This window comes from Tenacibaculum sp. 190524A05c (assembly GCF_964036595.1).
In the GTDB taxonomy this organism is placed as follows: Bacteria; Bacteroidota; Bacteroidia; order Flavobacteriales; family Flavobacteriaceae; genus Polaribacter; species Polaribacter platacis.
The window spans coordinates 2,540,535-2,566,636 of the sequence record NZ_OZ038523.1 but is presented as its reverse complement, the minus strand read 5'-3'; the positions used below and the strand labels follow the sequence as shown (position 1 = coordinate 2,566,636).

The window sequence follows — 26,102 nt, the reverse complement described above, 5'->3', positions numbered from 1 at the left end:
ATAGTTGCTATATTTATCTGTTGTACTTGTAGAGCGTTTTTTCATGAAAAAATCATATAACTTAATCATATTTATACTTATAGTTTCTTCTGTGCTTTCTTGTAGCACTAAAAAAGATTCTGTAATTAATAGAAACTTTCACGCATTAACTACAAAGTACAATGTGCTTTTTAATGGGGAACAAGCCTTTGAAAAAGGTTTGAAGAACATTGAAAATGGGTACGTAGATAATTTTTGGAAAAGATTACCAATTGAACCTATAAAGTTTGACGAAAGAAATGCAAACTTGATTAAGTTTAGTTCGCCAGGTTCAGGATTTGATGGAGATGGTGGTTCGGATAATAGTGCGCCAGCAACTCCTTTTGATAGAGCAGAGGAAAAAGCGGCTAAAGCTATCCAGAAGCATTCTATGAACATCAATGGATATGAAAAGAACAGAAAAATTGATGACGCTTATCTTTTATTAGGAAAGTCAAGATATTATACTCAACGCTTTATACCAGCGATTGAAGCTTTTAATTACATAATTTCCAATTATCCAAAAGCAGCTTTAATTTATGATACTAAGGTTTGGAGAGCTAAATCAAACATTCGTTTAGAGAATGAAAAATTAGCTATAGAGTCATTGAATCTATTAATTGAGCTAGATAAGAATGAAAAGAATTTAACGCCATTACAAAGACAACAAGCATACACTGCTATGGCAATGGCTTATGAAAAAACAGATACGATTCAGAAAGTAATCGATAATCTTGCGATTTCAACTTCATTTTTAAAGAATCACCAATCTGCTAGAAATGCATTCGTTTTAGGTCAGATTTATAGTGAATTAAACAGAAAAGATTCGGCAAGAATGGTGTTTAGAAAGCTTGCTGATGAGAAATGGGTTCCTGAAAAATATAGAATTCATGCGAGTATCGAAATGGTAAAAAATATAGAAGCTAAAGATTCTTCAAATGTTTTATTGGTTGACCGACTTAGAAAATTGATTCGTAATTCGGATAATAGAAAGTATCTAAATGAATTATATTATCAGGCAGGGGTACTTCAAGAAGATCGTGGAAATACTGAGAAGGCTATTGATTTTTATTTAAAGTCTTTAGAAGTTCCAAGTAGAGATATTTATCAAAAAACATACACGTACGAGAAGTTAGGTAATATATATTTCGAAAAACAAGAGTATTTACTTGCGGGTTCATTTTACGATAGTGTTTTAAAAGCAACTACAGAAGAGTTTGAAACTGAGAAGAGAATTCGTAGAATTAAAAGAAAAAATAAAGGATTAACGAAGTTAAGAGCATTTGAGGAAACAGTAACTGCTAATGATAGTGTTCTTAAGCTAGTTGCAATGAGTTCTGATGAACGAACTGCTTTTTTTGAAGGATATATAGAGAAAATCAAAGAAAGTGACGAAAAGAAAAGACAACGTCTTTTAAACGCACAAGATTTCGGTAGTCAATTTGGCGGAGGATCATCTTTTGGAGGAGGGAATAATCAAGGTAAATGGTATTTCTACAATTCACAGTCTGTTGGTTTTGGGAAAGTCGCGTTCCAAAAATCTTGGGGAAAACGTCCTCTGGAAGACAATTGGAGATGGTCTGATAAAAATGAAGTAGGATCAGAAACTGAGGAAGAAGAAACTGTACAAACAGAGAAGACAGATAGCAGATATGTTGTAGAAACATATTTAAAGCAAATTCCTTCAGATCCTGCAGTAATCAATAAATTAAAAGTAGACAAGAACGAGGCGTTATATCAATTAGGTCTTATTTATAAGGAGCAATTCAAGAACTCAACTTTGGCTATCAGTAACTTCGAGAAGCTGTATGTAATTAATGATAAGCCTGAGTTAGTATTACCAATCAATTATCACTTATATCAACTTTATGATGAAATAGGAGAGGAAGAAAAGGCTAACGAGAAGAAGGATTTTATTTTAAAGAATTATGCAGATTCCAAGTTTGCTGAAATTATTAGAAAGCCAAATAGTAAAATTACAGAGAGTAAAAAGGTTGACGAAATTGATAAAAAATATAGACTTGTTTATAGTTTATATAAGCATAATCAGTTTGAAGATGTTGTGGATCAGGTAGATAATTTAAGTGCTGCAGCTCAAAATTCAGAATTAATTGCTAAATTTGTTCTCCTTCGAGCTTTGGCAATCGGTAAATACAAAAGTAAAGACGAATACAAAAAAGCACTTGAATTTGTTGCATTTAACTACGCAAACCGAATCGAAGGCAAAAAAGCAACCGAAATAATTAAACTTTTAAAATAATCCTCATGTTAAAAAAAAACAAGAAAAAAGAATCGATCGTTGAGAGAAATTCTTCTAATAGAAACGTAATTGGTAAAGGAACTAAAATCACTGGAGATTTAATCTCAGAAGGAGATTTTAGAATAGATGGTGAATTTGAAGGAACACTAAACACAAAAGGTAGAGTAATCATTGGTAAAGGTGGTTTTATTAATGGAACAGTACAATGTACAAATGCCGATGTGGAAGGTAAATTCGCTGGAGAGTTCAACGTTTCTGACACATTAACTGCAAAAACTACAGCTTACATTACAGGAAATGTAAATGTTGGTCAATTATCTACAGAGCCTGGAGCTTCTTTTAATGCTACTTGTAATATGAGAGGAGCAATTAAAGAATTAGGTAAAGAGAAAGATGCCAAGAAAGGAAAGCAAGCCTCAGCTTAGTAAATACATTCGTTTTAGTGGAATTGCCCTTCAAATGGGAGTTACTATTTATTTAGGTAATCTTCTAGGGGAATGGTTGGATGGAAAATATCCTAACCCAAATCAAATGTATATGAAAATTTGTACTTTAGCCGCAGTGTTTATAGCTATGTATTCGGTTATAAGGCAAGTAACAAATCTTTCAAAAAATGATTAAACGAATTTTACTTTTTTTATCTGCTCTAGTATTACTTTTTATAGTAAGTTATTTTTTAAATAGCTATTTAGTGGTAGAAGAAAAGTTTTCGTTTTCGCTTTTAAGTGTATACTTATTTCATACCATTGCGGCATTAATTGTGTATACAATTGTTGAATTTGTTGCAGATTATATGCCAAATCAAGCGGGTTATGCATATTTGGCTTCCATATTTATAAAAATCGGTTTTTTTGTGCTGATTTTTAATTCTACCGTTTTCGCAAATGACAACTTATCTAAGCCTGAGAGATTTTCATTAGTAGCACCATTATTCTTGTTTTTAATAACAGAAGCGGTTGCTGTTTCTAAACTCCTAAATAGTAAGTAGTTTAACGCTTTTCCTGTTTAAATTTTAACAGCTTAAAACTATATCTAAAAAAGAGTTTGTAGTTTTAATTAAATGTGTACCTTTGCACGGAAATTTAGAGACCATAAATTCTATATTTAGTAAAGGTATGATGATAGCAAAAAAACCTATCAAATGTTTAGCAATACTAGCAATAGTATTTTCTTCATTAAACGTTTTCGCTGGAGGCGGTGAAAAACAATCTTCTGATAATGACGGTGGAAAAGTAAACACCAAAGAGGAGATTCAAGATTACATTAAACATCACTTGGCTGATTCACATGATTTTGCTTTGTTTTCGTATACTAACGATGCAGGAGAAAGAAAGCATTTTGGATTTCCATTGCCAGTAATTGTTTGGACAAGTAAAGGTTTAAAGACGTTTATGTCTTCTAAGTTTCACCACAATGATGATGGGCATGTTGTTGTAGATGCAGGTGGTGTAAAATTAGCTAAGATCCACAGTAAGATTTATGAATTAAATGAAGGAGCAGAGCATGTTGCTTTTGATGAAACTCATCATGCTACAAATGCACACAAAGTATTAGATTTTTCTATTACCAAGAGTGTGTTCGGAATGTTATTGGCTGGGTTGTTAATGTTTTTAGGATTCCGTTCTTTAGCTAAAGGTTATAAAAAAGGAGCTATTCCTACTGGAATAGGACGTGTATTAGAGCCATTAGTATTATACGTTAGAGACGAGATCGCAAGACCAAATATTGGTGAGAAAAAATATAAGAAGTTTATGCCTTATTTATTAACTGTATTCTTCTTTATCTGGATATTAAACTTAATGGGATTAACTCCATTAGGGTTTAACGTAACTGGTCAGATTGCTGTTACTGTATGTTTAGCATTATTTACTTTAGTGATTTACATTACAAATGGTTCAAAAGATTTCTGGGCGCACACATTATGGATGCCAGGAGTTCCAGTAATCTTAAGACCAATTTTAGCGTTTTTAGAGTTGGTAGGTTTTATCCTTATTAAACCTTTCTCTTTATTAGTGCGTTTATTTGCAAACATTACTGCGGGTCACTCTGTAGTTATGGGTATTGCAGCATTAATGTTATTGTTGAAATCACAGTTTGGAACTGTTGGAGCAACAGGGATATCATTTTTACTAACATTGTTTTTAAGTGTAATTGAAGTTTTAGTAGCTTTCTTACAAGCATTTATTTTTACGATGTTATCTGCCTTATTTATTGGAATGGCAGTAGAAGAGCATGAACACGATCATGCACATTAATTTAGAATAAGAATTTGTTTAATTTAATATATTAGAAATTATGACTGGAACTCTTAATTTAATTGGAGCAGGATTAATCGTAATCGGTGGAGGAATCGGATTAGGTCAAATCGGTGGAAAAGCAATGGAAGGAATTGCTCGTCAACCTGAGGCTGCTGGTAAAATCCAAACTGCGATGATCATCATCGGAGCATTATTAGAAGGATTAGCATTTGGTGCTTTACTTTTAGGAAAATAATATTCCGAAAAAAAACAAACGAAAACATTCTCTGCAACGGTTGGTTGCAGAAATGTTTTTAAAAATTAAACAACAAAAAAGACAAACAGAAACATTACGTTATGGATATTTTTAATGATTTTTCAGTAGGGTTATTTGCAATGCAGTTGGTAATTCTTATTGTGTTATTAGTTTTATTAGCAAAGTTTGCTTGGAAACCAATCTTAAACTCGTTAGACGAAAGAGAAGAGGGTATTCAAAATGCTTTAGATCAAGCTGAGAATGCACGTAAGGAAATGCAAAACTTACAAGCAGATAACGATAGATTATTAAAAGAAGCAAGAGCTGAGAGAGATGCAATGATGAAAGAAGCTCGTGAGATAAAAGATAAGATTATCGCTGATGCTAAGGAAGAAGCAGGTGAAGAAGCTGCTAAAATGATCGAAAGTGCTAAAGCTACTATCAAGCAAGAGCAGCAAGCTGCTATCGCAGAATTAAAGAAAAACGTTGCTGAATTATCTATCGGTATCGCTCAAACTGTAGTTAAAAAAGAATTAGCTTCACAAGATGATCAATTAAAGCTTGTTGAAGGAATGTTAGAAGACGTTACTTTAAACTAATTAAGTAAAGATGAAAGAAGCAAGACCAGCATTACGTTACGCAAAAGCAATCTTAAACTTAGCTAAAGAGCAAGGTTCAGATGAAGAAGTAAACAACAATATGAAAGATATTGTTGCTACTATTGCTGAGAGTGACGATTTAGATGCAATGCTTAAAAGTCCGGTAATTAAAGCAGCTGATAAGAAAAAAGTATTAGATGCATTATTCGGAGATAAAGTAAATAATATCTCTAAAGGATTATTTAATCTTTTAGCTGAGAATAAGAGAATGTTAATGCTAGAAAGTGTAGCAAAGAAGTATTCTATTATTTACGATTATTACAAAAAAATGCAAGTTGCTACTGTAACTACAGCTGTTGAATTAACTAGCGAGTTAGAAGCTAAAATTCAAGAAAAAATAGTTGAAATTACTGGGAACAGTGCAGCAATTGAAAATATAGTGAATCCTGATATTTTAGGAGGATTTATCTTACGTGTTGGAGATGTGCAATATGATGCAAGTATCTCAAACCAATTAAACGAATTAAGAAGAGAATTTGACGACAGTCATTATATTCCAAAAATTTAATTATACATCAAAAGATTTAAGATGGCAGCAATTAAACCAGCTGAAGTATCAGCAATTTTAAAGGAACAATTAACAAATTTCGAATCAAAGGCTACGTTAAACGAAGTAGGAACTGTATTACAAGTGGGTGATGGTATTGCTCGTGTTTACGGTTTATCTAACGTACAGTACGGAGAATTAGTAGATTTTGGAAACGGTTTAGAAGGAATCGTATTAAACTTAGAAGAAGATAACGTTGGGGTTGTATTATTAGGACCTTCAACTGGTGTAACTGAAGGATCTACTGTAAAGCGTACTGAAAGAATTGCTTCTTTAAAAGTTGGAGAAGGAATTGTAGGTAGAGTTGTAGATACTTTAGGTAACCCAATCGATGGTAAAGGACCAATCGAAGGTGAAACTTTCGAAATGCCTTTAGAGCGTAAAGCACCAGGTGTAATTTACCGTCAACCAGTAACTGAGCCGTTACAAACAGGTATCAAGTCTGTTGATGCAATGATTCCAATCGGTAGAGGTCAGCGTGAGTTAATCATTGGAGACCGTCAAACTGGTAAGTCTACAGTTGCTATTGATACTATCTTAAATCAAAAAGAATTTTACGATGCAGGTGAGCCAGTATATTGTATCTACGTTGCTGTAGGTCAAAAGGGTTCTACAGTTGCTGCAATCGCGAACATGTTAGAAGAAAAAGGAGCTTTAGCTTATACTACAATCGTAGCAGCTAACGCTTCAGATCCTGCTCCAATGCAGGTATATGCACCTTTCGCAGGAGCTGCAATCGGTGAATATTTCCGTGATACTGGTCGTCCAGCTTTAATCATTTATGATGATTTATCTAAGCAAGCAGTTGCTTACCGTGAGGTATCTTTATTATTACGTCGTCCACCGGGACGTGAGGCGTATCCTGGAGACGTTTTCTACTTACATTCAAGATTATTAGAGCGTGCTGCAAAAGTTATTAATGACGATGCTATTGCTGCTGAAATGAACGATTTACCAGATTCATTAAAAGGTAAAGTAAAAGGTGGAGGATCTTTAACTGCATTACCAATTATTGAAACTCAAGCAGGAGATGTTTCTGCATATATTCCTACAAACGTAATTTCGATTACAGATGGACAGATTTTCTTAGAGTCTGATTTATTCAACTCAGGAGTTCGTCCAGCGATTAACGTAGGTATCTCTGTATCTCGTGTAGGAGGTTCTGCTCAGATTAAATCAATGAAGAAAGTATCAGGTACATTAAAGTTAGATCAAGCTCAGTACCGTGAATTAGAGGCATTCGCTAAGTTTGGTTCTGATTTAGATGCTGCTACAATGAACGTAATCTCTAAAGGACAACGTAACGTGGAAATCTTAAAGCAGAATCAAGGTGATCCTTTTACTGTAGAAGATCAGGTTGCAATTATCTATGCAGGTTCTAAAAACTTATTAAAGGAAGTTCCTGTAAATAAAGTAAAAGAATTCGAAGTAGATTATATCGAATACTTAAACGCTAAGCACAGAGATGCTTTAGATACATTAAAGTCAGGAAAATTAACTGATGAGGTTACTGATATTTTAACTGAAGTTGCTAAAGAGATTTCAGCTAAATATTCAGCATAATTATAAAACAATATTTCCTCATCTGTAAAAGGTGAGGAAATTCAACTAATTTTAAGTTCATAATAGATGGCAAACTTAAAAGAAATACGTAACAGGATTACTTCAATTAAATCAACAATGCAGATTACATCTGCCATGAAAATGGTATCTGCTGCAAAGTTGAAAAAAGCTCAAGATGCAATTACAGCAATGCGTCCTTATGCATCTAAGTTAACAGAGCTTTTACAGAGCATTAGTGCTACATTAGACGGGAACGTTGGTGGTGCTTATTCTGAACAAAGAGAAGTGAAAAAAGTTTTATTAGTTGCTATTACTTCTAACAGAGGTTTATGTGGTGGATTTAATTCATCAATTATTAAAAAGACTGTTAGTACAATTAAGGAAAGATATAGCGATGCAGATGTTGATCTTTTTACTATCGGTAAAAAAGGTAACGATATCTTATCAAAAGAATATAATGTTGTTGAGAGTAACAATAAGATTTTCGATGAGTTAACTTTTGAGAATACTGCTGCTATAGCTCAACATTTAATGGATGTTTTCGTAGATGGTTCTTACGATAAAATTGAAATAATCTATAACCGTTTTAAAAACGCAGCTACTCAAATTGCTATGGTTGAACAGTTTTTACCGATTCAACCTGTAGAAAGTGATTCTAGTGTTAGTTTAGATTATATTTTCGAGCCGTCTAAGGAAGAAATTATCTTAGAATTAATTCCTAAGTCATTAAAAACTCAGTTATATAAAGCTTTACGTGATTCATTTGCTGCCGAACACGGAGCTCGTATGACTGCGATGCACAAAGCAACAGATAATGCTACGGAATTAAGAGATGAGTTATTATTAACATATAACAAAGCTCGTCAAGCTGCAATTACAAACGAAATCTTAGAGATCGTTGGTGGAGCAGAAGCATTGAATAACTAGAAGATATTAATTATCAATATATTTAAAGCGAATCTTGAAAAAGATTCGCTTTTTGTATTTATAACATTATATTTTATCATATCATAATGAACGTCAAAAATTGAAATATTACATTCTTTAAAAAGTATGGTTTTACCTTACCTTTAGTATGGGGAAACCAGACTAAATATTTTGAAAATTAATTTATTTTTGAGTCTTGAAAAAGAATTGGGTAACATTTAACTCAAATAAGAACAATAAAGAAAACCATAAATTAAATTGTAATATGAAAATTAGACCTAGAGGTTCAACCTATTTACTTAAAATTAGTTCCATTTTGTTAATAATGATTGGATTATGGAATTGTAAAAACGAAGACTATGGCATATTAACTTCAAATGAACATACGAGTCATGAAGAATATCATAACCCATTCCAAAAAATAAATTACACAGAACTTGTAAAAGATTTAGATTTTGGAAAAACCGTTTCTCTATTAGAAAACCATTCAAGTGATCTAGTAATTAATAAACAAGCATATCGAGGTAAGAGCACCTCAGATGAAAAAGTAAAATTATCTATAGTACAAGATTAAGTTATAAAAATTGAAAAAGAGAATAGTATTACATGGACTTTTGAGCTTGAAAGGAATCTATTTAAAAACTCTGAGTTTGAAAATTTTGTAGTTCGAAAATCTAACTCTAAATTCACCTATTTTCTTATAAGTTATTTAGATACTAAAAATACATCTGAAAAAGAGGAAGGAAGATCTTTTTCTTTTGAGATACCTGAAGAAAAACTAAACTTGGAAAATATTCCATTACAAAGAAGAGGAAACGATTTTGATTGGGCACCAACTGATGATGGTGGAGGAGGTATAGATAGTTCAAATCCTTGTGAAGGAATTTGGATTGAAGAATATAAAGCATGTAACAAAGGAGGTAGAGCTGATGGACATGAGCCAGCTTTGCAACATGATGGGATAACCAAATGTAATGGAAGTGATTTTATTGGTTATATTATTGATTTTTCACACTGTACTGGAGGAACTTATGACCCGCCTAGTGGACCAGGACATGGCTCAAGAGATCCTGGAGACCCAACTCCTGGAGGAGGCGGGGGAGGTGGTTCAGGATTATCTGGTTCCAGTGGTAGTGACAATGATAACCCTGAGACTTTCGTGTCAACTCCAATAGATCCAGATGAGAAAGATAAATGTCCTTAAGGACATATAAAAAATCCAACTACAGGAAAGTGTGAACTTATCTGTAAAAACGGTAAAATTTACAATACAACTACCAAGAGCTGTGAGTGCCCTTCAGGGATGATTGAAAATGCTACAGGAAACTGTATTCCAGACCCGTGTAAAACATTGAGCCAACAATTAAGTAACCCAAGTTACAAGGCTAAAATTGAAGAATTAAGAACAAAAGTAGGAGAGAAAAAAGAATCTGGATATAAGCAAAACAAAAGTGGAGTGTATGAAGCGTTAAAACAACCTGTTAATGGACATACAGCAATTTTTGATATAGATGCAAATACCCGAGGATACATGCACACGCATTTGGACGATTACGAAGAAGGAATTGACCCAAAATCGGGAAATCCTAGATTAATTAAACCAATTAAAATATTTTCTCCGCAAGATGTCCTCAAATTTTTAGAGCTTGTTAGGAGAACAAAATCTAATGGAATACCAATACACCTAGTCTATGGAACTTTAGTTACAGGAAAAAGGAGTTATGTGCTTACCTTTACTGGAGATGTAAATTTTCCTATTGACCAACTCAAGGAAGCTAGAGACTATGATATACCTTACAAAAGAGCAGTTGATAAGAGATCAAAAAGCGGTTTAGAAAAAGCCTTTCTAGTATTTTTAAGAGATCATATAAAGGTGAATGGTATTAACTTGTATAGATTTAAAGACAACGGGACTTTACAAAAGAAATCATTAAATAACGCAGGTGATTTAATCACAGACGAATGTCAATAACATAAATAAAAAAATCATGAAAAAAAATATAACCTTATTGTTCATAATACTAATAAGTATCAGCTGTAAATCTCAAATAATTACGATTGAAAATCTAGTTGATTACAATTCTGATTTACCAGAAGGGGCTTATATCAAAGACGTAAATAATGTTTTAAACAAATATGAGGGGGTTTGGAAAGGTGTCCTTGATAACAAAACCTACGAATTTAGAATTATAAAAAAAACACAGGAATATTTAGAAGAAAGATTCAAAGAAGATTTATTATTAATGCGATATAAAATAACAAACGCTAAAGGAGTAGTTATAGAAAACACATTGTCGCTACCTGATAATGATGTAATGACAGTTAGTGGTCGCTATTTAACTAAATCAGGAGGCTACCTTTTACGATACATTGGTAGAGGAAATTGTGGTCAAAATGGAAACATATACATATCTGTGTATGATTCTCAAAACAAAAAAATGGAGCTCTCTTTACAAGTTGACGGAGAATTTTATTCTGATAATTGTATTCAAGAAGATGAACAAATAATCCCTCGTAAAATAAACTTGACAAAACAGTAGAAGTTTTTTAAATGAGAAAAATAACACTATTTATATTATTTGTATTAAGCTTAGCTAGCTTTACAATAATACAAACAATACAAAACGATAAAGAATTAATTATTGGAACTTGGATTCCTGAAGGATGTCTCGAGTGTAAGTTAGTGTTTACCACAAATGGCAAATTATATGATTATTATCAAGGAAGTATTGATAATACTTATAATTATAGTATTAGTGAATCTACAGCGTCAAATGGAGTTACTTTTTCATATTTGAAAACAGTAAATATAAATGATCCAAAAGACACTAATGAGTATGATATAAATGGATTAAATGATACTGTAATGTATTTAGATTATTTAGGTGATAGAAGTACAAACTTATTAAAATATACGAGACAGCAATAGTATATTTAATGTAAAGGAAAGATGTAATTCAAATACTTAGATAAAGTGTGAATAAAAAAAGCGAATCTCATCAGATTCGCTTTTTTTTATCTATTATGTAATAGGATTTATTTCAAAACTGTAAACTCTATGCTAGAATCCGTAAAGACAGAGTGAGTTTGTGTTTTAAAATCTTTCTCATCTGCTTTATAAATATTGTCTACATAGATTTGCGGATTCAAATCAATTAATGGGAACCATGTACTTTGAACTTGAATTTGAAGTTTGTGTCCTTTTTTAATCGTGTGAAAAACGTCTTGTAGCTTTATATCTACCTTTGTTTTCTTATTTGGTGTAAATGGTTCCGGATTAGCAAAACTATTCCTAAAACGGCCTCTTAACACCTCACTACGCACCATCATATGATAGTTGCTTAGCTTCATGTGAGATTGCATATCCTCATTATCGTTTTTCAAATCACTTGGATGAACATCAATTACCTTAACAATCCAATCGGCAGCAGTTCCTGTTGTTGCCACATTTAACTTCGCTAAAATGTCTCCAGCTAATGTCATGTCTTCTTCCATTATTTCAGTTTCAAATACTAAAACATCTGGTCTTCTTGCGGCAAAACGCTGATCATCGGTCATATATTTTCTAGGAGTGAAAACAGTCTTAATATCTTCTGAATATGGAACAGGTCTTTTAATATCACTTACAAACGAAATTTTAGATGTGTTCGTTTTTGTATTCGATAGATTTTGATCTTCGGTTAAAAACAAAGATTGTTTTCGTGCATTTTTTGGAGGCCAAACATCATATGATTTCCATTCTTTTTTACCAGTATCATAAACATAAGCTTCTGGCAATCCGCTTTCTTTTGAACCACTTCCTTTTAAGAAATGATTGAAGAATTTTGTTTCAATATTTTTCTGAAAGTTTAATGAAATTGAATCTCCGAAATAATAATTTCCAACTGCATTTTTCACTTTACTACGAGACCATCCTCCATGATCCCAAGGACCAAATACAACTGTATTGTAATTATTAGGTTGATTTTTTTCAATTCCTTTATACGTTTCTAATGGCCCGTATAAATCTTCTGCGTCGAACCATCCACCAACTATCATTGTTGCTACTGTAGAAGGTACTTTATCTAAATGCTGAATGATTCCTTTACTTTGCCAAACCGAATCATAGTTTGGGTGTTCTACAATTTCTTTCCAGAAGAAATCATCAATATCACTTTTTGAAGCCACATTTTTAGAATCTGGTTTATCGTATTGGAAATACTCGTTTAAGTTTTTCAATGGACCTTTATCCAAGAAGAATTGATATTGATCTTGGGTGTTCATTTTTGGGAAAGAATACCAAGCACTATCCGTTGGTTGATCTTTATACGTTCCAAATAATGAAATTGCTCTAAAATAGCTTAATAAAAATGCTCCGTTATGGTGGAAATCATCAAAGAAAAAGTCTCCAATACAAGCTTGTGGAGAAGCAGCTTTTAAAGCAGGATGCGCATCAATTGTTGAAACTGTAGCATAATGTCCTGGATAAGAAATTCCCCAAGTTCCAACTTTTCCATTGTTATGTGGAACATTTTTAACTAACCAGTCAATAGTGTCATAAGTATCAGTAGTTTCATCCGACTGTTTTTCAGTTTTGTTTGGAATATAAGCACGCATGTTATCATAAACACCTTCACTCATCCAACGTCCTCTAACATCTTCATAAACGATAATGTTTCCTTCCTTCATTAAAATTTCATTCGGACCAATTTTTGGTCGCATTTGATCTTCACCATAAGGTCTGCAACTATATGGTGTGCGCTGTAATAAAATAGGATAGGTTTTAGTAGTGTCTTTAGGAGCGTAAATCGTGGCGTGCAATTTTACGCCGTCTCGCATTGTAATTTTTACTTCTTTCTTGGTGTAATTTTCTTTTACGTAATTAACAGGCTCAACCTCTTTTTTAGCTGTTTTAGAACAACTCATGGTAACCGTTAATCCTAGTAAAAGAATTAGTTTGGTAAGATTTATTTTCATCTGGTTTTAAGATTTTTTAATTTTCGAATATTTAAAAAATTTAAATACATTCAGTAACTCCCCTTAATTTTAATCATTTCTCTGATGAAGCTGAAATGAGGAAAATTAATGTTCGTTTCATGGTTAATAGATAAGTTCAGGTAAATATAACTAATGCTATATTCACGCCATGTTAAAATCTGAAGATACCTTCAAATTTTAAGAAAAACTTATTTTATTAAATCGTTGATTTGATTAGAAATAGAAACTGAATCTATTTTACAAAGTTGCTGAAGTTCATCAATAGTTCCATGATTGACGAAAGTATCTGGAATTCCTATAACAGTAATTGAATTGTTATACTTATGTGTTGCTGCGAATTCTAAAATAGCAGATCCAAAACCTCCATTTACCGTTCCGTCTTCAATAGTTAGAATTTTATCAAACTTTTGAAATACAGAGTGTAATAAATTTTCATCTAATGGTTTAACGAATCGCAAATCATAATGCGCAACCTTGGCTTTATCAGTTGCTAAATCTATTGCTTCTGAAACATTTTTGGCAATAGTTCCTATAGATAAAACAGCGATATCTGTTCCTTCTTTGATAGAAACTCCTTTTCCAATTTCTATAGCTTCAAAAGGTCCTTGCCAATCTACTGTAATTCCTCTTCCTCTAGGATATCGAATTGCAATTGGATGATCTAATCCCAGTTGAGCCGTGTACATTATATTGCGCAACTCTACTTCATTTCGTGGAGCAAAAATGATCATATTAGGAATGCATCGTAAGTACGCTAAATCGAAAACTCCATGGTGTGTTGCTCCGTCTTGTCCAACCAAACCTGCTCTATCTAAACAAAAAATTACAGGAAGGTTTTGAGTAGCAACATCATGAATGATTTGATCATATGCTCTTTGCAAAAAAGTAGAATAGATATTACAAAAAGGGATGATTCCTTCAGTTGCCATTCCAGCAGCTAAAGTAACGGCATGTTGTTCGGCAATTCCAACATCAAATGTTCTTTCAGGAAATTTATCTAGCATAAATTTCAATGAACTTCCCGTAAGCATAGCAGGAGTAATTCCTACAATTTTTTCATTTTGCTGTGCTAATTCCACAATGGTTTTACCAAATACATCTTGGTACTTTGGAGGTTGTGTAATACTGGGTTTTGGTAGTAGATCACCAGAGACTTTATCGAATTTTCCAGGAGCATGATATTTAACCTGATCTTCTTCTGCTTGTTTTAATCCTTTTCCTTTAGTTGTTGTAACATGTAAGAATTTTGGACCTTCAATTTCTTTCAAGCGATTTAATTCAGAAATCAATTCTTCCAAATTATGACCATCAATTGGCCCTGAATAATCAAAGTTTAATGCTTCAATAATATTGTGTTGTTCAATATCACTTCGCTTTGATTTCATTCGAGTTAAATATTCCTTTAACGCACCAACTGAAGGATCAATTCCAATAGCATTGTCGTTTAAAATAACCAACAAATTTGCATTTGTAACTCCAGCATGATTTAAGGCTTCGAATGCCATTCCACTAGCAATTGAAGCATCACCAATCACAGCAATATGTTGTTTGTCTTCCTTTTTAATTTGAGAAGCGATTGCCATTCCTAATGCCGCAGAAATAGAAGTTGAAGAATGTCCAACTCCAAAAGTATCGTATTCACTTTCACTTCGTTTAGGAAAACCTGAAATTCCATTCAATTGTCGATTCGTATGAAAAACATCTTTTCGACCCGTTAAAATTTTATGTCCGTATGCCTGATGTCCAACATCCCAAACCAATAAGTCTTCAGGAGTATTAAATACATAATGTAACGCAATGGTTAATTCTACAACTCCTAAACTGGCACCTAAATGCCCTTCTTTTGTGGCTACAACATCAATGATAAAACGTCTTAATTCTTGAGCTAATTTGGGCAATTGCTCAGGATTTAAACTCCTAACATCCTTAGGAAAATTAATATGTTGTAACAACTTTTCAGACATGAGACAAATGTACTAAAACTTTGTTGTAGCTTTGTTATATGAGTAAACTGTATTTGGTACCTACACCGATAGGAAATTTAGAAGATATCACGTTTAGAGCACTAACTGTTTTAAAGGAAGTAGATTACATTTTAGCAGAGGATACAAGAACTAGTGGAAAACTGCTAAAGCACTTTGATATTAGCACACCAATGCAATCTCATCATATGCATAATGAGCATAAAACAGTTGAGAATATTGTAAAACGAATTCAAGCTGGAGAAACGTTTGCTTTAATTTCTGATGCTGGTACACCAGCAATTTCTGATCCAGGATTTTTACTTACAAGAGCTTGTATTCAAAATGGGGTAGAAGTTGAATGTTTACCTGGAGCAACAGCTTTTGTTCCTGCTTTAGTGAATTCAGGTTTACCCAATGATAAATTTGTTTTTGAAGGTTTTTTACCGGTTAAAAAAGGTAGACAAACCCGATTGAAACTTTTAGCAGAAGAAAGCAGAACAATGATTTTCTACGAAAGTCCGCATAAACTTCTAAAAACCTTATCAAATTTCTCCGAGTATTTTGGAGAAGAACGTCAAGTTTCAGTTTCTCGAGAGCTTACCAAAATGTTTGAAGAAACCAAGCGAGGAAGTGTAAAAGAAGTGTTATCATATTATACAGAAAAACCAGCCAAAGGCGAAATTGTAATTATTGTTGATGGTAAAAAATAAGCTAAACTAGGCTGTATTCGGGATACTGTTCTTCCAGTAATTCTTCTGCTTTGTTTGGAATTAACACCAAGGTGATATATCCAACAAGTAATAACATTACCAATAAAACAGCTACTAGAAAAGCATATTGCATTTCTTGAAGTAAATCTCCAAATTGAAGTATGTTGAAGGCATTACTCAACAGTATTAAGAAATTAGAGGAAGCGAGTTTAAAAATAATATCTTCAAGTAACCAGTTTTTTCCAGTTTCTTTTACTTTTCTTTTATGTTTTACCATTAGTAATCTGCATCTAACAAAAAAGTAAACCATATAAACTCCTAGGATAGTATAATAGAAATATGTTCCTATTGATGGTAATCTAAGGATGGTGTAAAACAGAAAAATTAGCGCCAGTGTTGTTGCAAGTTTTGGGAGTTTAAACCACGCTTTAAATAATGTCCATAAAACTTTACGATATCTTTTTCCAACCTGTTTATGCTTTTCTTCTACGACATTCATAAAACCAAAAACACCAAATTTTTTGAAAGATTTATCTCTGGCTTTTTCAAAACTTAGATTCGGATCTTCTTCCCAAATAGCTTCGATATCATTTGCTAGATGATCCACTAATTCTGTTTGAACATCATAATGCTCAACGAAATGCTTTCTAGTAAATTTATATAATTCTGTTATGTTGTTATCTGTTAATTTCATAGCGCAAGTTCTTTTTTAATTTGTGTTACTTTTTTTATTGCAGTTGTAAAAACTATGAAGCCCGCATACATTGCTGCCAAATATATTGGTAAGGTAATCAACCATATAATTTGTTGGTTTGTATCGGAAGTGTATCTCATAAAATGAATTACCGAATTTATCATCAGAAAGGAGAAAGAAAAATAAAATAGTCCATAACTGATGTGGACTGACTTTCCAAATCTTTTGAAAAGTAACCAAATAGAAGATACTAAAACAATCAACATCGGAAGTGTAAATATGATGTAGCTAATTTTACTGAAAATAGCAAAAGTTAAGTTTTGAGATAATGTATAATAGATTATAAAAAAGGCTATCACTAAAAACGATTTTTTTGTTGAAAGAAAGAATTTTAGCAGCTCTTTTTTAAATAAATTACGATATCTCTTATTGATATTTTTCCAGCCAACTTTGTTTTCAGACAATAAACTCTTATTCCATTTTACTCTAATTAAGGCATTTTCAAATTCTTTTTTAAAGTTGTCTGATGTTGCGTGATTTTCTATATCAGAAACGATATGATCAATCATTTCAATACGTAAATCCCAGTATTGAATACCTTTTTTCTCTAGAACATAATCAATATGTTCTATTTGTTCTTTATTCAACTCCATAGCCTATTGAATTAAATGTTTAAATCTTTGAATAACAATCTTACTTTTATGATAAAAATTAAGATGTACAATACCTGTTACTAATAGCGTAAATAAGGATTTATTCAAAGCAGCTGTAGAGTAATTCCCTTCAACGAAAACATGAATAAAGCCTGGGAATATCATAATTAATAAAGACAACATTGAAATAAGTATCATATAAAAACTGATAAACTTAATTTCATGGTATTTCTTCATAAATACATTAATTTTAATGGAAGTATTTATATGCATTAAAAAGGTTAGTGTAATAAAGAAAATAGACAGTTCTTTAAAGTAAGTATGACCAAGTTTTGTTGTTATAAAAATTAAAAAAAGACTTGTTGTTAAGGTAATTGGGGTTAAAAGTGTTTTTACAATACTTTTGCAAAATGACTTTATAAAAAATAAATTCAAGTTCTTTTCTTGAGCTCTATACTTTTGTAAAAGGGATTCTTTTTTGCTCAACATAAATTTTATGAAAGTGGTTTGAAAGCCATCTTCTTTGAAAAAAGAATCAATGTCTTCCACATTATCTTCTATTTCTGAAGCAATATGATCTACCATTTCAAAACGAATATCAATGTACTCAACACCAATAGCTTCAAGAAATGAATCTATTTTTTTAATCTGTTCTTTATTCAATTCCATAGCTGTTACTCTAAACTAAATTTAGGATTTACTAAATGTTGCATTGTGCTCAAAAACTCTTGCATTTGCGCTAACCGATTTACGGTTTCTTTAGTTCCTGTTTCTGTAAGTTTATAATATTTTCTTAAGCGGTTTCCTACTTTAGCAACTTCAACATCTAACAGTCCTTCTGCTTCTAATTTGTGCAATGCAGGATATAAAGCTCCTTCTGTAATTTGCAATTCTCCCTTAGTTAATTCCTTTACTTTCTGAGTAATTTCATAACCATACATTTTATCATTTTCCGCTAATAGCTTTAAAATGATTGTTTGTAAAGAACCTTTGTATAATTTCTGATTTCCCATGTCAAATTTTTAATACCTAAGTTTTTTAGGTATACAAATATACATAATTTTCTTATACATAAAAATCTTAGGTATATTATTATCACAATACTTTAACCACAAATCTTCTTTTGTTTCCGTATTTTTGTGGTCAAATTTTTACGAATGAGTCAATTTTACAAACTGAAGATAAAAGAAGTGATTAGAGAAACAGCAGCGGCAGTTTCTTTAGTTTTTGATATACCAACCAATTTACAATCAGAATTTACATTTGTTGCAGGGCAATACATTACGTTAAAAGCAACAATTAATGGAGAAGAAGTTCGTAGAGCATATTCTTTGTGTTCTTCACCAAAAAGTAATACTGTAAAAGTAGCGGTTAAGGCAGTTGAAAACGGAACATTTTCAGTTTATGCTAGTGAAAAATTGAAATCAGGAGATGAATTAGAAGTATCTAAGCCTGAAGGAAAGTTTCTTTTACATCCAGAAGCAAACAAGAACTACATAGGTTTTGTTGCCGGAAGCGGAATTACTCCAGTACTATCAATGGTGAAGTCAGTATTAGAAAGTGATGATTCTGCTAGCTTCACATTGGTTTATGGAAATAAATCTATAAACGATACTATTTTTTATAAAGAGTTAAATGAATTAAAAGAGAACTATACTTCTCAATTTAATTTAAGTTATGTCTTTAGCCGTGAAAATGTTGAAGGTTCTGTTTTCGGTAGAATTGATAAAGCTCATGTAAATTATTTCATCAAGAATATTTACAAAGATATTAACTTCGATAAGGCATTTTTGTGCGGACCAGAAGAGATGATCAATACCGCTTCTGAGACGTTAGCTGAAAACGGATTTGCTGAAGATGCCATTTTATTTGAGTTATTTACTTCTTCTATCGATGAAGAAGCGGCAAGTCAAGTAAAAGATGGTCAAACTGAAGTTACGATTCTTTTAGATGATGAAACTACAACTTTTACGATGCCTCAAGATACAGATATACTTTCTGAGAGTTTACGCAATAATGTAGATGCTCCATATTCTTGTCAAGGAGGAGTTTGTAGTAGTTGTATTGCTAAAGTTACTGAAGGAAAAGCAGTAATGGTGAAAAATCAAATTTTAACAGATGCTGAATTAGAAGAAGGATTTATATTAACTTGCCAAGCGCACCCAACAACATCAAAAATTACAGTTGATTTTGATGATGTATAAAATTGCTATAAATTATGAGTTTACTAGACTATAAAGATGCGTTTTTGGTTGGACTTTTCATGTCTTTCATGATTGGTCCTGTATTCTTTATGTTATTAAAAACAAGTGTTCTAAAAGGATTTAGAGCAGCTCTCGCTTTTGATGTAGGAGTAATTTTAGGAGATATTGTTTTTATTAGTATTGCCTACTATGGAAGTAGAAACTTACTTGAAAAGATTAAAGATGATCCTCGTTTATTTTTTATAGGAGGTCTAGTGCTAATTGTTTATGGACTAATTACCTATTTAGATAAGAACAATAAAAAGGAGCTAGATCAATCTGAAGTTGAAGTAGCAAAAGGAAATAATTATTTCAAGCTATTTTTAAATGGATTCTTTTTAAACTTTATCAATATTGGTGTTTTAGCAGGATGGTTAGGAATTATGGTTGTAGTAGGACCAAGTTTAAACATGAATCCTACCTCAATATTTTGGTATTTTACATTAGTTATTATAGGTTACTTTGCAACCGACATCATTAAAATTTTACTAGCCAAACAACTACGTAATAAATTAACTCCTTTGGTGATTTATAGAATTAAACGTGGAATGGGAGTTTTACTTATTGCTTTTGGAGCATTAATGATGCTTAAAGGTTTTGTTCCAAAAGAGAAAATAGATGAACTTATAAATAAGGTTGAGATTAAAAGGTGATTTTTACTCTTATTTTAATCGTAACCATTCTTCTTTAGTCAAATTATACCAATTATGTGGTGTATTGTCGTACTCGAAAGTTTCTATAAGTTTTAGACCAACTCGCTGTAGTACTTTATTCGAGGCAATATGATCGATATCTGCAGCAGCACCAATTTCTTTCAAATTCATTGTTTCGAATCCGTATTTTAAAGACGCTAGAGCTGTTTCTGTAGCAATTCCCTTTCCCCAATATTCTTTTCGGAATCTATAGCCTAAATCGTAATAATTAAACTCTTTTCGAAGACCTTCTTCATACTTCAAACCAGTCCAACCGATAAAATCATTAGTTTGTTTATCGATTACGGCCCAACGTCCAATGCCATTATCAAGATATTGTTGTCTGATATTGGCGATAACAGCTTCAGCTTGCTCTTTTTTAGAAATAGGATTGTTACCCAAAAACTTGTGCACGTCGGGATCTGAATCTAAGGCAAACATTCCGTCTACATCAAATTCCTCTAAGTCGCGAATAATAAGTCGTTCTGTTTCAATATGAATTTTCATAGTATAGTTGATTAACTTTTTCAACTACAATATCATCAATTTTTATGAAACTTCTAATCTTTCTTGTGTTCTTGTTCTATATAATTGTCATTTCCAGTTATCATTTTATTTTCATCATACATTGCGTTTGACATTCCCAACATAAAAGCTGTGATGATGTAAAGTAGCTTTCTTCTTAACCACGATCTTTTTCTTGTTTTATTTTTTGTGTTTTTGGTGTGTTTATACATGCTGTTTTCTTAAACTATGAAACATAAGATTTGACACTTACTGGATTCGTAAGTGCTAGTAGGCGAAATGCCTTTTAGATTATGTATAAACTTTATGCGAAGTTGCTAGCAGCAATTCTAGATGTTAGAAAGAATTGGTTTATAAAAGTAGATTTTAGTCTTTGAAAATTCTTTCTATGTAATTTAACTACAAGTGTGCAGAAATTATGAAAATGAATAGAGATGAAGGCGAAATCCTTTAAGAACTGAACCTTTACCTTTGATACGACTACCGCCTTTCGTTTGTAGTAAGAAATTTGATTTGTTGAATATCTTCTACGGCTTACTAAAATTTGATGATACGTAGTAGTTTGTAAATGAGAAAATATAGAACATTCACCTTCTGCTTGCCCGAAAACAAGTAATAAAGAAAGTACGTATTTTATATATTTTATCATTAATTTTTTTAGGTTAATGCTTCTCAATCAAACAGATTTTGAATACGCTTCCAAAATCCAATTTTTTAGTTCTTCATCAATTTCAGAAATAGTAGAAAGTTTTACTCTATGAGTACACATTGTTCCAAACGGACCAGAGTTTTCAAGTCTATCTGTTGTTGGTTTATCCTTTAGCTTAAATCCTAAATCGATTCTTGTTTTAGTTGCTGGCTTTATAAGAACAAATTGTCGTTTTCGAATAATGCTAACACTTCCTTTTTTAGGAGTTATCGTAACATCATCACCAAGTGTTTTCACAAATTCTATCAGCTTTTCATATATAGGAAATAAGATTTCTTTTCCTTTATACTGAATACTAACCAAATCATCTGGAGTATTGTTCTCTTCTTTTGATAGGGTTACAATAGTATTTGCAAATCCATGAGTAACATTATGTTCTGTTTTTAAGTACTTAACACCTTCAGAGTGTTTAGTAAACTCTTTTTCTTTAAGAATAGCTTTCCATTCATTTAGAGACTTACCTGTTTTTTCAGGCATATTATCAATCATTGTTTGTAATGCTTTGTCCATAATATGATGGTTTAAAGGTGTTCAGATTCTAAATTTATAAAAAACTCAGGAAACTATACTTTATGAATTATTCCCTAAACGGTGGCGGCGGGCAAATTTCAATTAAATATTTTTTTGGCACTTCTTTTATGTCATTTCCTTGGTAAAAACGTGCGACATTCATCCACCAATTTTTCAATCCAATTTTTTCAGTAAATAAATATGAACCATTGGACTCTAGCTTTTCATTGATTACTTTATAAGAAACAACAGCTACAAAATAGTAGGAATTTTGTTTAATATCAAAAGCAAATAAATTGTAAGAAATAATTGTTTTGTCTTTATTAGGCATAAGGAAATTGCCATAAATAACATCTTTAGATCCGATGTTTTGTTTGTATTCAACTAGCCTTGAGTAATCCCAAGTATCTTTTGGAGGAATTCTACTTTTTAAAGGTTCGATTCTTCCTGACTTTATATTTTTAGAAAATGCTTTACCACTTTCAAAAGCCTCTTGGTAAATCTTAGCGTTTGACTGTTGAGAATAAGTCGTGAAACACATTAAAATTAATAAAATAACTAGCTTCATTTTTTTAAAATTTAAAAAAACAATTGAAATTATAGTTCAAGAAAATGATTAATCAAATATTCCTCGAGCTTTTAAAACTCCATTTTTTTTTCTTTCAAATAATTCTTTAATACTCTCTCCTTCAAAGCCTATCCAGTCTCCATTATCTAAATCAATAGTTATAGGATCAAATTGATACTTTTGGTGATAGTATTCATTTGTATTCTTGTCTTTTGATAAATACAAAATAACAACTTCGTAGTTTTCAAATTTAGGTCTGCCATAATGATCATAAACTAAAAATTCAATAGTGTCTGATTTGAATTTGTTATATACTTTTTCTAGAACCTTATATTTAGCTTTAAAAGCATAATCTATAGAAATATTGTGATACAAAATTGTATCACCTGTTATAGAGTCAACTTCCATTTTTGTATTATTCTTATTGGGATCAAATTCGGTCAATGAAATTTTCTCACCTATAAAGGCATATAGATTTACGAACTCTTTTAGTGTTTTTGATTTATGTTCTGTTCTGGTTGATTTGCAACTGTAGATTAATAAGAGAACTCCAAATATTAAAAGTATTCGATTCATTTATTTTATGTTTAAAAGAGTATAGCTTTCTTCTAGTTATATCTCCACATATTAAATTCAGATTTAATTACGTTTAGAAGTTCCGAGAAAAAAAGCAATTCATCAACTTCAGGATACATTTTTAAATAGCTTTCAGGATTTCCATAATAAATTTCATTGGAGTCTTTACCTCGTTTAATTTTTACTTTAAATCCTGTTCCATCGGTTATAAAAGATGTTTTATTCCATACTTCATAACTCTCATCGACGAATTGAACTTCTCCTCTTTTTTGCAATTTATACATTATTTCCTCCATGTCTGGAATTTCGAGAATGTTAGCTCGAAGTATACTTTGCCAAACAAACTCAGGATGTGTTTTAGCAGTTAATTTGATCTTTTTAATATTTGGTTTTTGCATTTCCTGTACAGGTGCATAGTAAAAGTATCGTTCGATCTTCCATTGGTTTCGCTTTTTATACATTCGAAAGACTTCTGTCAAATTGGTAATACCGAAACCCTTATAAATTCGAATTTCCGCATCATAGCTCAAGGAATCAGGTATATTTAATGCTTTATCAATCTGATTTATATCTTGACTAAATAGGGTTAACGAGATGAATGAGAATAGTAAGACTAAGGTCTTTTTCATATTAATATTGTGTTGGAACACTTGAAGTATTAGTAAATTACTTCTCTTCTCGTAAAATCTTTTCCATTTTACGTCCTTTTGCCAATTCATCAACTAATTTGTCTAAATACCTACATTTTCTATAAATTTCAAATTCATCAGCAATGTTTTCAATTCTATAACCACAAATAACTCCTTTAATTAAATGGGCATTTGGGTGAATTGTTGCTTGTTCGAAAAATGTTCTAAATGTTACTTTTTCATCAATTAGAGACTGTAGTTTATTAGCATCGAAACTAGTAAGCCATTCAATAACTTGATGTAATTCCTCTATGGTTCTGCCTTTTTTTTCTACTTTGTTGACGTAGTGCGGGTAAATTGAGCCAAATACCATATTAGCAACTTGTTCATTCTTTTTAGCTGTAACTTCCATTTTAATATGATTTTACTCTAAAATTAAGAAAAGAAAAATTGACAAGTCTTTCCTTTTCAGAAAAGGGCGTAATAAGAGGAGATTTACTACCTATTTTAGCTTGCTTCTTAAATACACAAAACTTTCCTCGACAGTATCAAACAAGTCTTCTTCAGGAACAAGATCAGGAATTATGTCAATAGCCTTAAACATATCGTTAGGTTGATCTTTAAGTCCTACAATAATTACTTCGGTACCTTGAGCTCGTAAATCGAAAATTATTTCTTCGATAGTGTATAAACCCGATTGATCTACATAAGGAACTCTGTCCATTCTTAAAATCACGGCTTTAATATCGTCTGGTAAGGCTTTAATTTGATCTTTAAAGTAAGAAGTAAATCCAAAGAATAAAGGACCATATAAGTGTTTGATGATGACTTTGTCTTTATATTTTTCGTAGAATTCTTTTTCGTCTTGCCAAGGTTTAGAATTGTCGATATCAGAAATTTTTCCAACTTCTAATCCTTTCTCACTAATATCACCTGATTTTTTCATGAATAATAAACAAGCAAGTGTAATTCCAATTCCTACAGCGTGAATTAAACTACCAAAAGTTGTAATTAATAATACTAATACAAGCACAACTGCATCAGGTCGTGGTACTTTAGTTAAGTGTTTTAATCCTTTAAAATCAACAATTTTAAAACCAATCGGAATAAGTAAACCAGCTAAAACACAAAGAGGAATATGAGCAGCTAATTTTCCAAGTCCTAATAAAACAGCTAATAAAACAAGTCCATGAATAATTCCAGATAATCTCGTTTTTCCACCAGCGTTAATGTTTACAACCGTTCCTTTTGTTGCTCCAGCTCCTGGAATTCCTCCGATTGCCGCAGCTAACATATTTCCAATTCCTTGACCAATAAGTTCTCTATTACTATTGTGTTTTGTTTTGGTCATATTATCTGCTATTACAGAGGTCAACAAGGAATCAATACTTCCAAGAACTGCTAATACTAAAGCATATTCTATAACTAAAGAATAGACGCTAGAATCAACATTTAAAATTCCACCAAGTTTAAAAGCTGGTAGTCCTGAAGGAATTTCACCGATTAAAGGAACATCCATTTTAGTGAAATAAGCAATTAAAGTTGCTCCAATTAAAGCAACTAATGCACTTGGAATTGCTTTAGTGATCTTTGGGAATAGATAATATATAGCGATTGTAATTGCACCTAAAATAAGCGCAGAAACATTAAATTCTGTAAATAATGTTGGTAAGTTTTGTATTACAGCTAGTGTTGATTTTGATGAACCTAAACCAGCAAAAGGAAATAGTTGAAGAATAACAATAATTAATCCTACACCACTCATGAAACCTGATATAACGGGGTAGGGGAAGTATTTCACATAACTCGCAATATTTAAGAATCCAAAAATTACCTGAAATAAACCTCCAACTAAAAAGGTAAGAAGAATCACGCTCATTGCGTTATCTAAACTTCCGTGAGATTGAATAGCTGTAGCTACTAATGCAGCTGAAACCACAGTCATTGGTCCAGTTGGCCCACTTGCTTGAGTTTCAGTTCCACCAAATAAGGCAGCAAAAATTCCTACAGCAATGGCTCCGTATAATCCGGCTGTTGCTCCCATTCCTGATTGAACTCCGAAAGCTAAGGCTAAAGGTAAAGCAACAACACCTGCTACTAAACCACCGGTAAAATCTCCTTTTATATGTTTAAAATCAAAAAGCTTTTTTTTCATTGTTTTTTCTTTTTAGTTGCTTGCAACATT

The 26,102-nt window shown here is 31.9% G+C and carries 32 protein-coding genes; 18 read left to right on the top strand and 14 right to left on the bottom strand.

Features of this window, described 5'->3' with window-relative positions; all coding sequences use genetic code 11:
• The first annotated feature begins 43 nt into the window (after positions 1–43).
• From ABNT61_RS11160 to ABNT61_RS11090, 15 genes are all read left to right on the top strand, one after another.
• The gene (locus ABNT61_RS11160; RefSeq protein ID WP_348743270.1) at positions 44–2,278 is read left to right on the top strand and encodes a tetratricopeptide repeat protein; all 2,235 of its coding nucleotides are present in this window, start codon (positions 44–46) and stop codon (positions 2,276–2,278) included.
• 5 nt (positions 2,279–2,283) lie between these two features.
• On the top strand, positions 2,284–2,703 hold the full coding sequence (locus ABNT61_RS11155) for a polymer-forming cytoskeletal protein (RefSeq protein ID WP_348711024.1): 420 nt from the start codon (positions 2,284–2,286) through the stop codon (positions 2,701–2,703).
• Positions 2,672–2,899, top strand: a complete 228-nt coding sequence (locus tag ABNT61_RS11150; protein ID WP_348743269.1) for an AtpZ/AtpI family protein — start codon at positions 2,672–2,674, stop codon at positions 2,897–2,899. The genes ABNT61_RS11155 and ABNT61_RS11150 overlap by 32 nt, the downstream gene beginning before the upstream one ends.
• Positions 2,892–3,266, top strand: coding sequence for a DUF6168 family protein (locus tag ABNT61_RS11145; protein WP_348743268.1), 375 nt, complete (start codon positions 2,892–2,894; stop codon positions 3,264–3,266). Before ABNT61_RS11150 ends, ABNT61_RS11145 begins: the two co-directional genes overlap by 8 nt.
• 127 nt (positions 3,267–3,393) lie before the next feature.
• The gene (gene atpB, locus ABNT61_RS11140) at positions 3,394–4,533 is read left to right on the top strand and encodes a F0F1 ATP synthase subunit A (RefSeq protein ID WP_348743267.1); all 1,140 of its coding nucleotides are present in this window, start codon (positions 3,394–3,396) and stop codon (positions 4,531–4,533) included.
• A 40-nt stretch (positions 4,534–4,573) separates the two neighbouring features.
• Positions 4,574–4,771, top strand: coding sequence for an ATP synthase F0 subunit C (atpE, locus tag ABNT61_RS11135; protein WP_348743266.1), 198 nt, complete (start codon positions 4,574–4,576; stop codon positions 4,769–4,771).
• Positions 4,772–4,872: 101 nt separating this feature from the next.
• Positions 4,873–5,370 (top strand): F0F1 ATP synthase subunit B, encoded by a 498-nt coding sequence (locus tag ABNT61_RS11130; RefSeq protein WP_348743265.1) that lies wholly within the window; start codon positions 4,873–4,875, stop codon positions 5,368–5,370.
• A 10-nt stretch (positions 5,371–5,380) separates the two neighbouring features.
• The gene (gene atpH, locus ABNT61_RS11125) at positions 5,381–5,938 is read left to right on the top strand and encodes an ATP synthase F1 subunit delta (RefSeq protein WP_348741371.1); all 558 of its coding nucleotides are present in this window, start codon (positions 5,381–5,383) and stop codon (positions 5,936–5,938) included.
• A gap of 21 nt (positions 5,939–5,959) precedes the next feature.
• Positions 5,960–7,540, top strand: a complete 1,581-nt coding sequence (atpA, locus tag ABNT61_RS11120; protein WP_348741372.1) for a F0F1 ATP synthase subunit alpha — start codon at positions 5,960–5,962, stop codon at positions 7,538–7,540.
• Between the two features lie 66 nt (positions 7,541–7,606).
• Complete coding sequence (atpG, locus tag ABNT61_RS11115; RefSeq protein WP_348743264.1) at positions 7,607–8,467, top strand: ATP synthase F1 subunit gamma; 861 nt, start codon at positions 7,607–7,609, stop codon at positions 8,465–8,467.
• A gap of 265 nt (positions 8,468–8,732) precedes the next feature.
• Positions 8,733–9,041: a hypothetical protein gene (locus ABNT61_RS11110; RefSeq protein ID WP_348743263.1), complete on the top strand. Its 309-nt coding sequence runs from the start codon at positions 8,733–8,735 to the stop codon at positions 9,039–9,041.
• A gap of 210 nt (positions 9,042–9,251) precedes the next feature.
• Positions 9,252–9,671, top strand: a complete 420-nt coding sequence (locus tag ABNT61_RS11105) for a hypothetical protein (protein ID WP_348743262.1) — start codon at positions 9,252–9,254, stop codon at positions 9,669–9,671.
• A gap of 99 nt (positions 9,672–9,770) precedes the next feature.
• A complete protein-coding gene (locus tag ABNT61_RS11100) occupies positions 9,771–10,439 on the top strand; it encodes a hypothetical protein (protein WP_348743261.1) in 669 nt (222 codons plus the stop codon).
• Positions 10,440–10,455: 16 nt separating this feature from the next.
• The gene (locus tag ABNT61_RS11095; RefSeq protein WP_348743260.1) at positions 10,456–11,007 is read left to right on the top strand and encodes a DUF6705 family protein; all 552 of its coding nucleotides are present in this window, start codon (positions 10,456–10,458) and stop codon (positions 11,005–11,007) included.
• A gap of 11 nt (positions 11,008–11,018) precedes the next feature.
• Positions 11,019–11,396: a hypothetical protein gene (locus tag ABNT61_RS11090; protein ID WP_348743259.1), complete on the top strand. Its 378-nt coding sequence runs from the start codon at positions 11,019–11,021 to the stop codon at positions 11,394–11,396.
• A 107-nt stretch (positions 11,397–11,503) separates the two neighbouring features.
• Here ABNT61_RS11090 and ABNT61_RS11085 read toward each other — a convergent pair whose 3' ends face one another.
• Positions 11,504–13,423 carry a CocE/NonD family hydrolase gene (locus tag ABNT61_RS11085; protein WP_348743258.1) on the bottom strand — a complete coding sequence of 640 codons (1,920 nt, stop codon included), beginning with the start codon at positions 13,421–13,423 and terminating at the stop codon, positions 11,504–11,506.
• A 209-nt stretch (positions 13,424–13,632) separates the two neighbouring features.
• The gene (dxs, locus tag ABNT61_RS11080; RefSeq protein WP_348743257.1) at positions 13,633–15,408 is read right to left on the bottom strand and encodes a 1-deoxy-D-xylulose-5-phosphate synthase; all 1,776 of its coding nucleotides are present in this window, start codon (positions 15,406–15,408) and stop codon (positions 13,633–13,635) included.
• A gap of 38 nt (positions 15,409–15,446) precedes the next feature.
• On the opposite strand from dxs, the gene rsmI reads away from it, so the two are divergent.
• Positions 15,447–16,118: a 16S rRNA (cytidine(1402)-2'-O)-methyltransferase gene (gene rsmI, locus ABNT61_RS11075; RefSeq protein ID WP_348743256.1), complete on the top strand. Its 672-nt coding sequence runs from the start codon at positions 15,447–15,449 to the stop codon at positions 16,116–16,118.
• A 1-nt stretch (position 16,119) separates the two neighbouring features.
• On the opposite strand, the gene ABNT61_RS11070 is transcribed toward rsmI, so the two are convergent.
• From ABNT61_RS11070 to ABNT61_RS11055, 4 genes are read right to left on the bottom strand one after another with little or no spacing between them, the layout of a single operon-like run.
• Positions 16,120–16,812: a hypothetical protein gene (locus ABNT61_RS11070; RefSeq protein ID WP_348743255.1), complete on the bottom strand. Its 693-nt coding sequence runs from the start codon at positions 16,810–16,812 to the stop codon at positions 16,120–16,122.
• Positions 16,809–17,465, bottom strand: coding sequence for a hypothetical protein (locus ABNT61_RS11065; protein ID WP_348743254.1), 657 nt, complete (start codon positions 17,463–17,465; stop codon positions 16,809–16,811). The genes ABNT61_RS11070 and ABNT61_RS11065 overlap by 4 nt, the downstream gene beginning before the upstream one ends.
• Before the next feature lie 3 nt (positions 17,466–17,468).
• The gene (locus tag ABNT61_RS11060) at positions 17,469–18,134 is read right to left on the bottom strand and encodes a hypothetical protein (RefSeq protein WP_348743253.1); all 666 of its coding nucleotides are present in this window, start codon (positions 18,132–18,134) and stop codon (positions 17,469–17,471) included.
• A 5-nt stretch (positions 18,135–18,139) separates the two neighbouring features.
• Positions 18,140–18,478 (bottom strand): PadR family transcriptional regulator, encoded by a 339-nt coding sequence (locus tag ABNT61_RS11055; RefSeq protein ID WP_348711053.1) that lies wholly within the window; start codon positions 18,476–18,478, stop codon positions 18,140–18,142.
• 144 nt (positions 18,479–18,622) lie between these two features.
• Between ABNT61_RS11055 and ABNT61_RS11050 the strand changes: the two genes are divergently transcribed.
• On the top strand, positions 18,623–19,669 hold the full coding sequence (locus ABNT61_RS11050) for a ferredoxin--NADP reductase (protein ID WP_348743252.1): 1,047 nt from the start codon (positions 18,623–18,625) through the stop codon (positions 19,667–19,669).
• Between the two features lie 14 nt (positions 19,670–19,683).
• A complete protein-coding gene (locus ABNT61_RS11045; protein WP_348711056.1) occupies positions 19,684–20,361 on the top strand; it encodes a LysE family translocator in 678 nt (225 codons plus the stop codon).
• A gap of 9 nt (positions 20,362–20,370) precedes the next feature.
• Here the strand turns inward: ABNT61_RS11045 and ABNT61_RS11040 are convergent, their stop codons facing one another.
• From ABNT61_RS11040 to ABNT61_RS11005, 8 genes are all read right to left on the bottom strand, one after another.
• A complete protein-coding gene (locus ABNT61_RS11040; RefSeq protein WP_348711057.1) occupies positions 20,371–20,907 on the bottom strand; it encodes a GNAT family N-acetyltransferase in 537 nt (178 codons plus the stop codon).
• Between the two features lie 53 nt (positions 20,908–20,960).
• Positions 20,961–21,137 carry a hypothetical protein gene (locus ABNT61_RS11035; RefSeq protein ID WP_348743251.1) on the bottom strand — a complete coding sequence of 59 codons (177 nt, stop codon included), beginning with the start codon at positions 21,135–21,137 and terminating at the stop codon, positions 20,961–20,963.
• A gap of 464 nt (positions 21,138–21,601) precedes the next feature.
• A complete protein-coding gene (locus ABNT61_RS11030) occupies positions 21,602–22,144 on the bottom strand; it encodes a DUF4287 domain-containing protein (RefSeq protein ID WP_348743250.1) in 543 nt (180 codons plus the stop codon).
• 67 nt (positions 22,145–22,211) lie between these two features.
• A complete protein-coding gene (locus tag ABNT61_RS11025) occupies positions 22,212–22,712 on the bottom strand; it encodes a hypothetical protein (RefSeq protein WP_348743249.1) in 501 nt (166 codons plus the stop codon).
• A 48-nt stretch (positions 22,713–22,760) separates the two neighbouring features.
• Positions 22,761–23,288 carry a hypothetical protein gene (locus ABNT61_RS11020; RefSeq protein ID WP_348743248.1) on the bottom strand — a complete coding sequence of 176 codons (528 nt, stop codon included), beginning with the start codon at positions 23,286–23,288 and terminating at the stop codon, positions 22,761–22,763.
• 32 nt (positions 23,289–23,320) lie between these two features.
• On the bottom strand, positions 23,321–23,917 hold the full coding sequence (locus tag ABNT61_RS11015) for a hypothetical protein (protein WP_348743247.1): 597 nt from the start codon (positions 23,915–23,917) through the stop codon (positions 23,321–23,323).
• A 37-nt stretch (positions 23,918–23,954) separates the two neighbouring features.
• Positions 23,955–24,329: a DUF2200 domain-containing protein gene (locus tag ABNT61_RS11010; RefSeq protein WP_348743246.1), complete on the bottom strand. Its 375-nt coding sequence runs from the start codon at positions 24,327–24,329 to the stop codon at positions 23,955–23,957.
• 90 nt (positions 24,330–24,419) lie between these two features.
• Positions 24,420–26,072, bottom strand: coding sequence for a SulP family inorganic anion transporter (locus ABNT61_RS11005; protein ID WP_348743245.1), 1,653 nt, complete (start codon positions 26,070–26,072; stop codon positions 24,420–24,422).
• Positions 26,073–26,102: the final 30 nt, after the last annotated feature.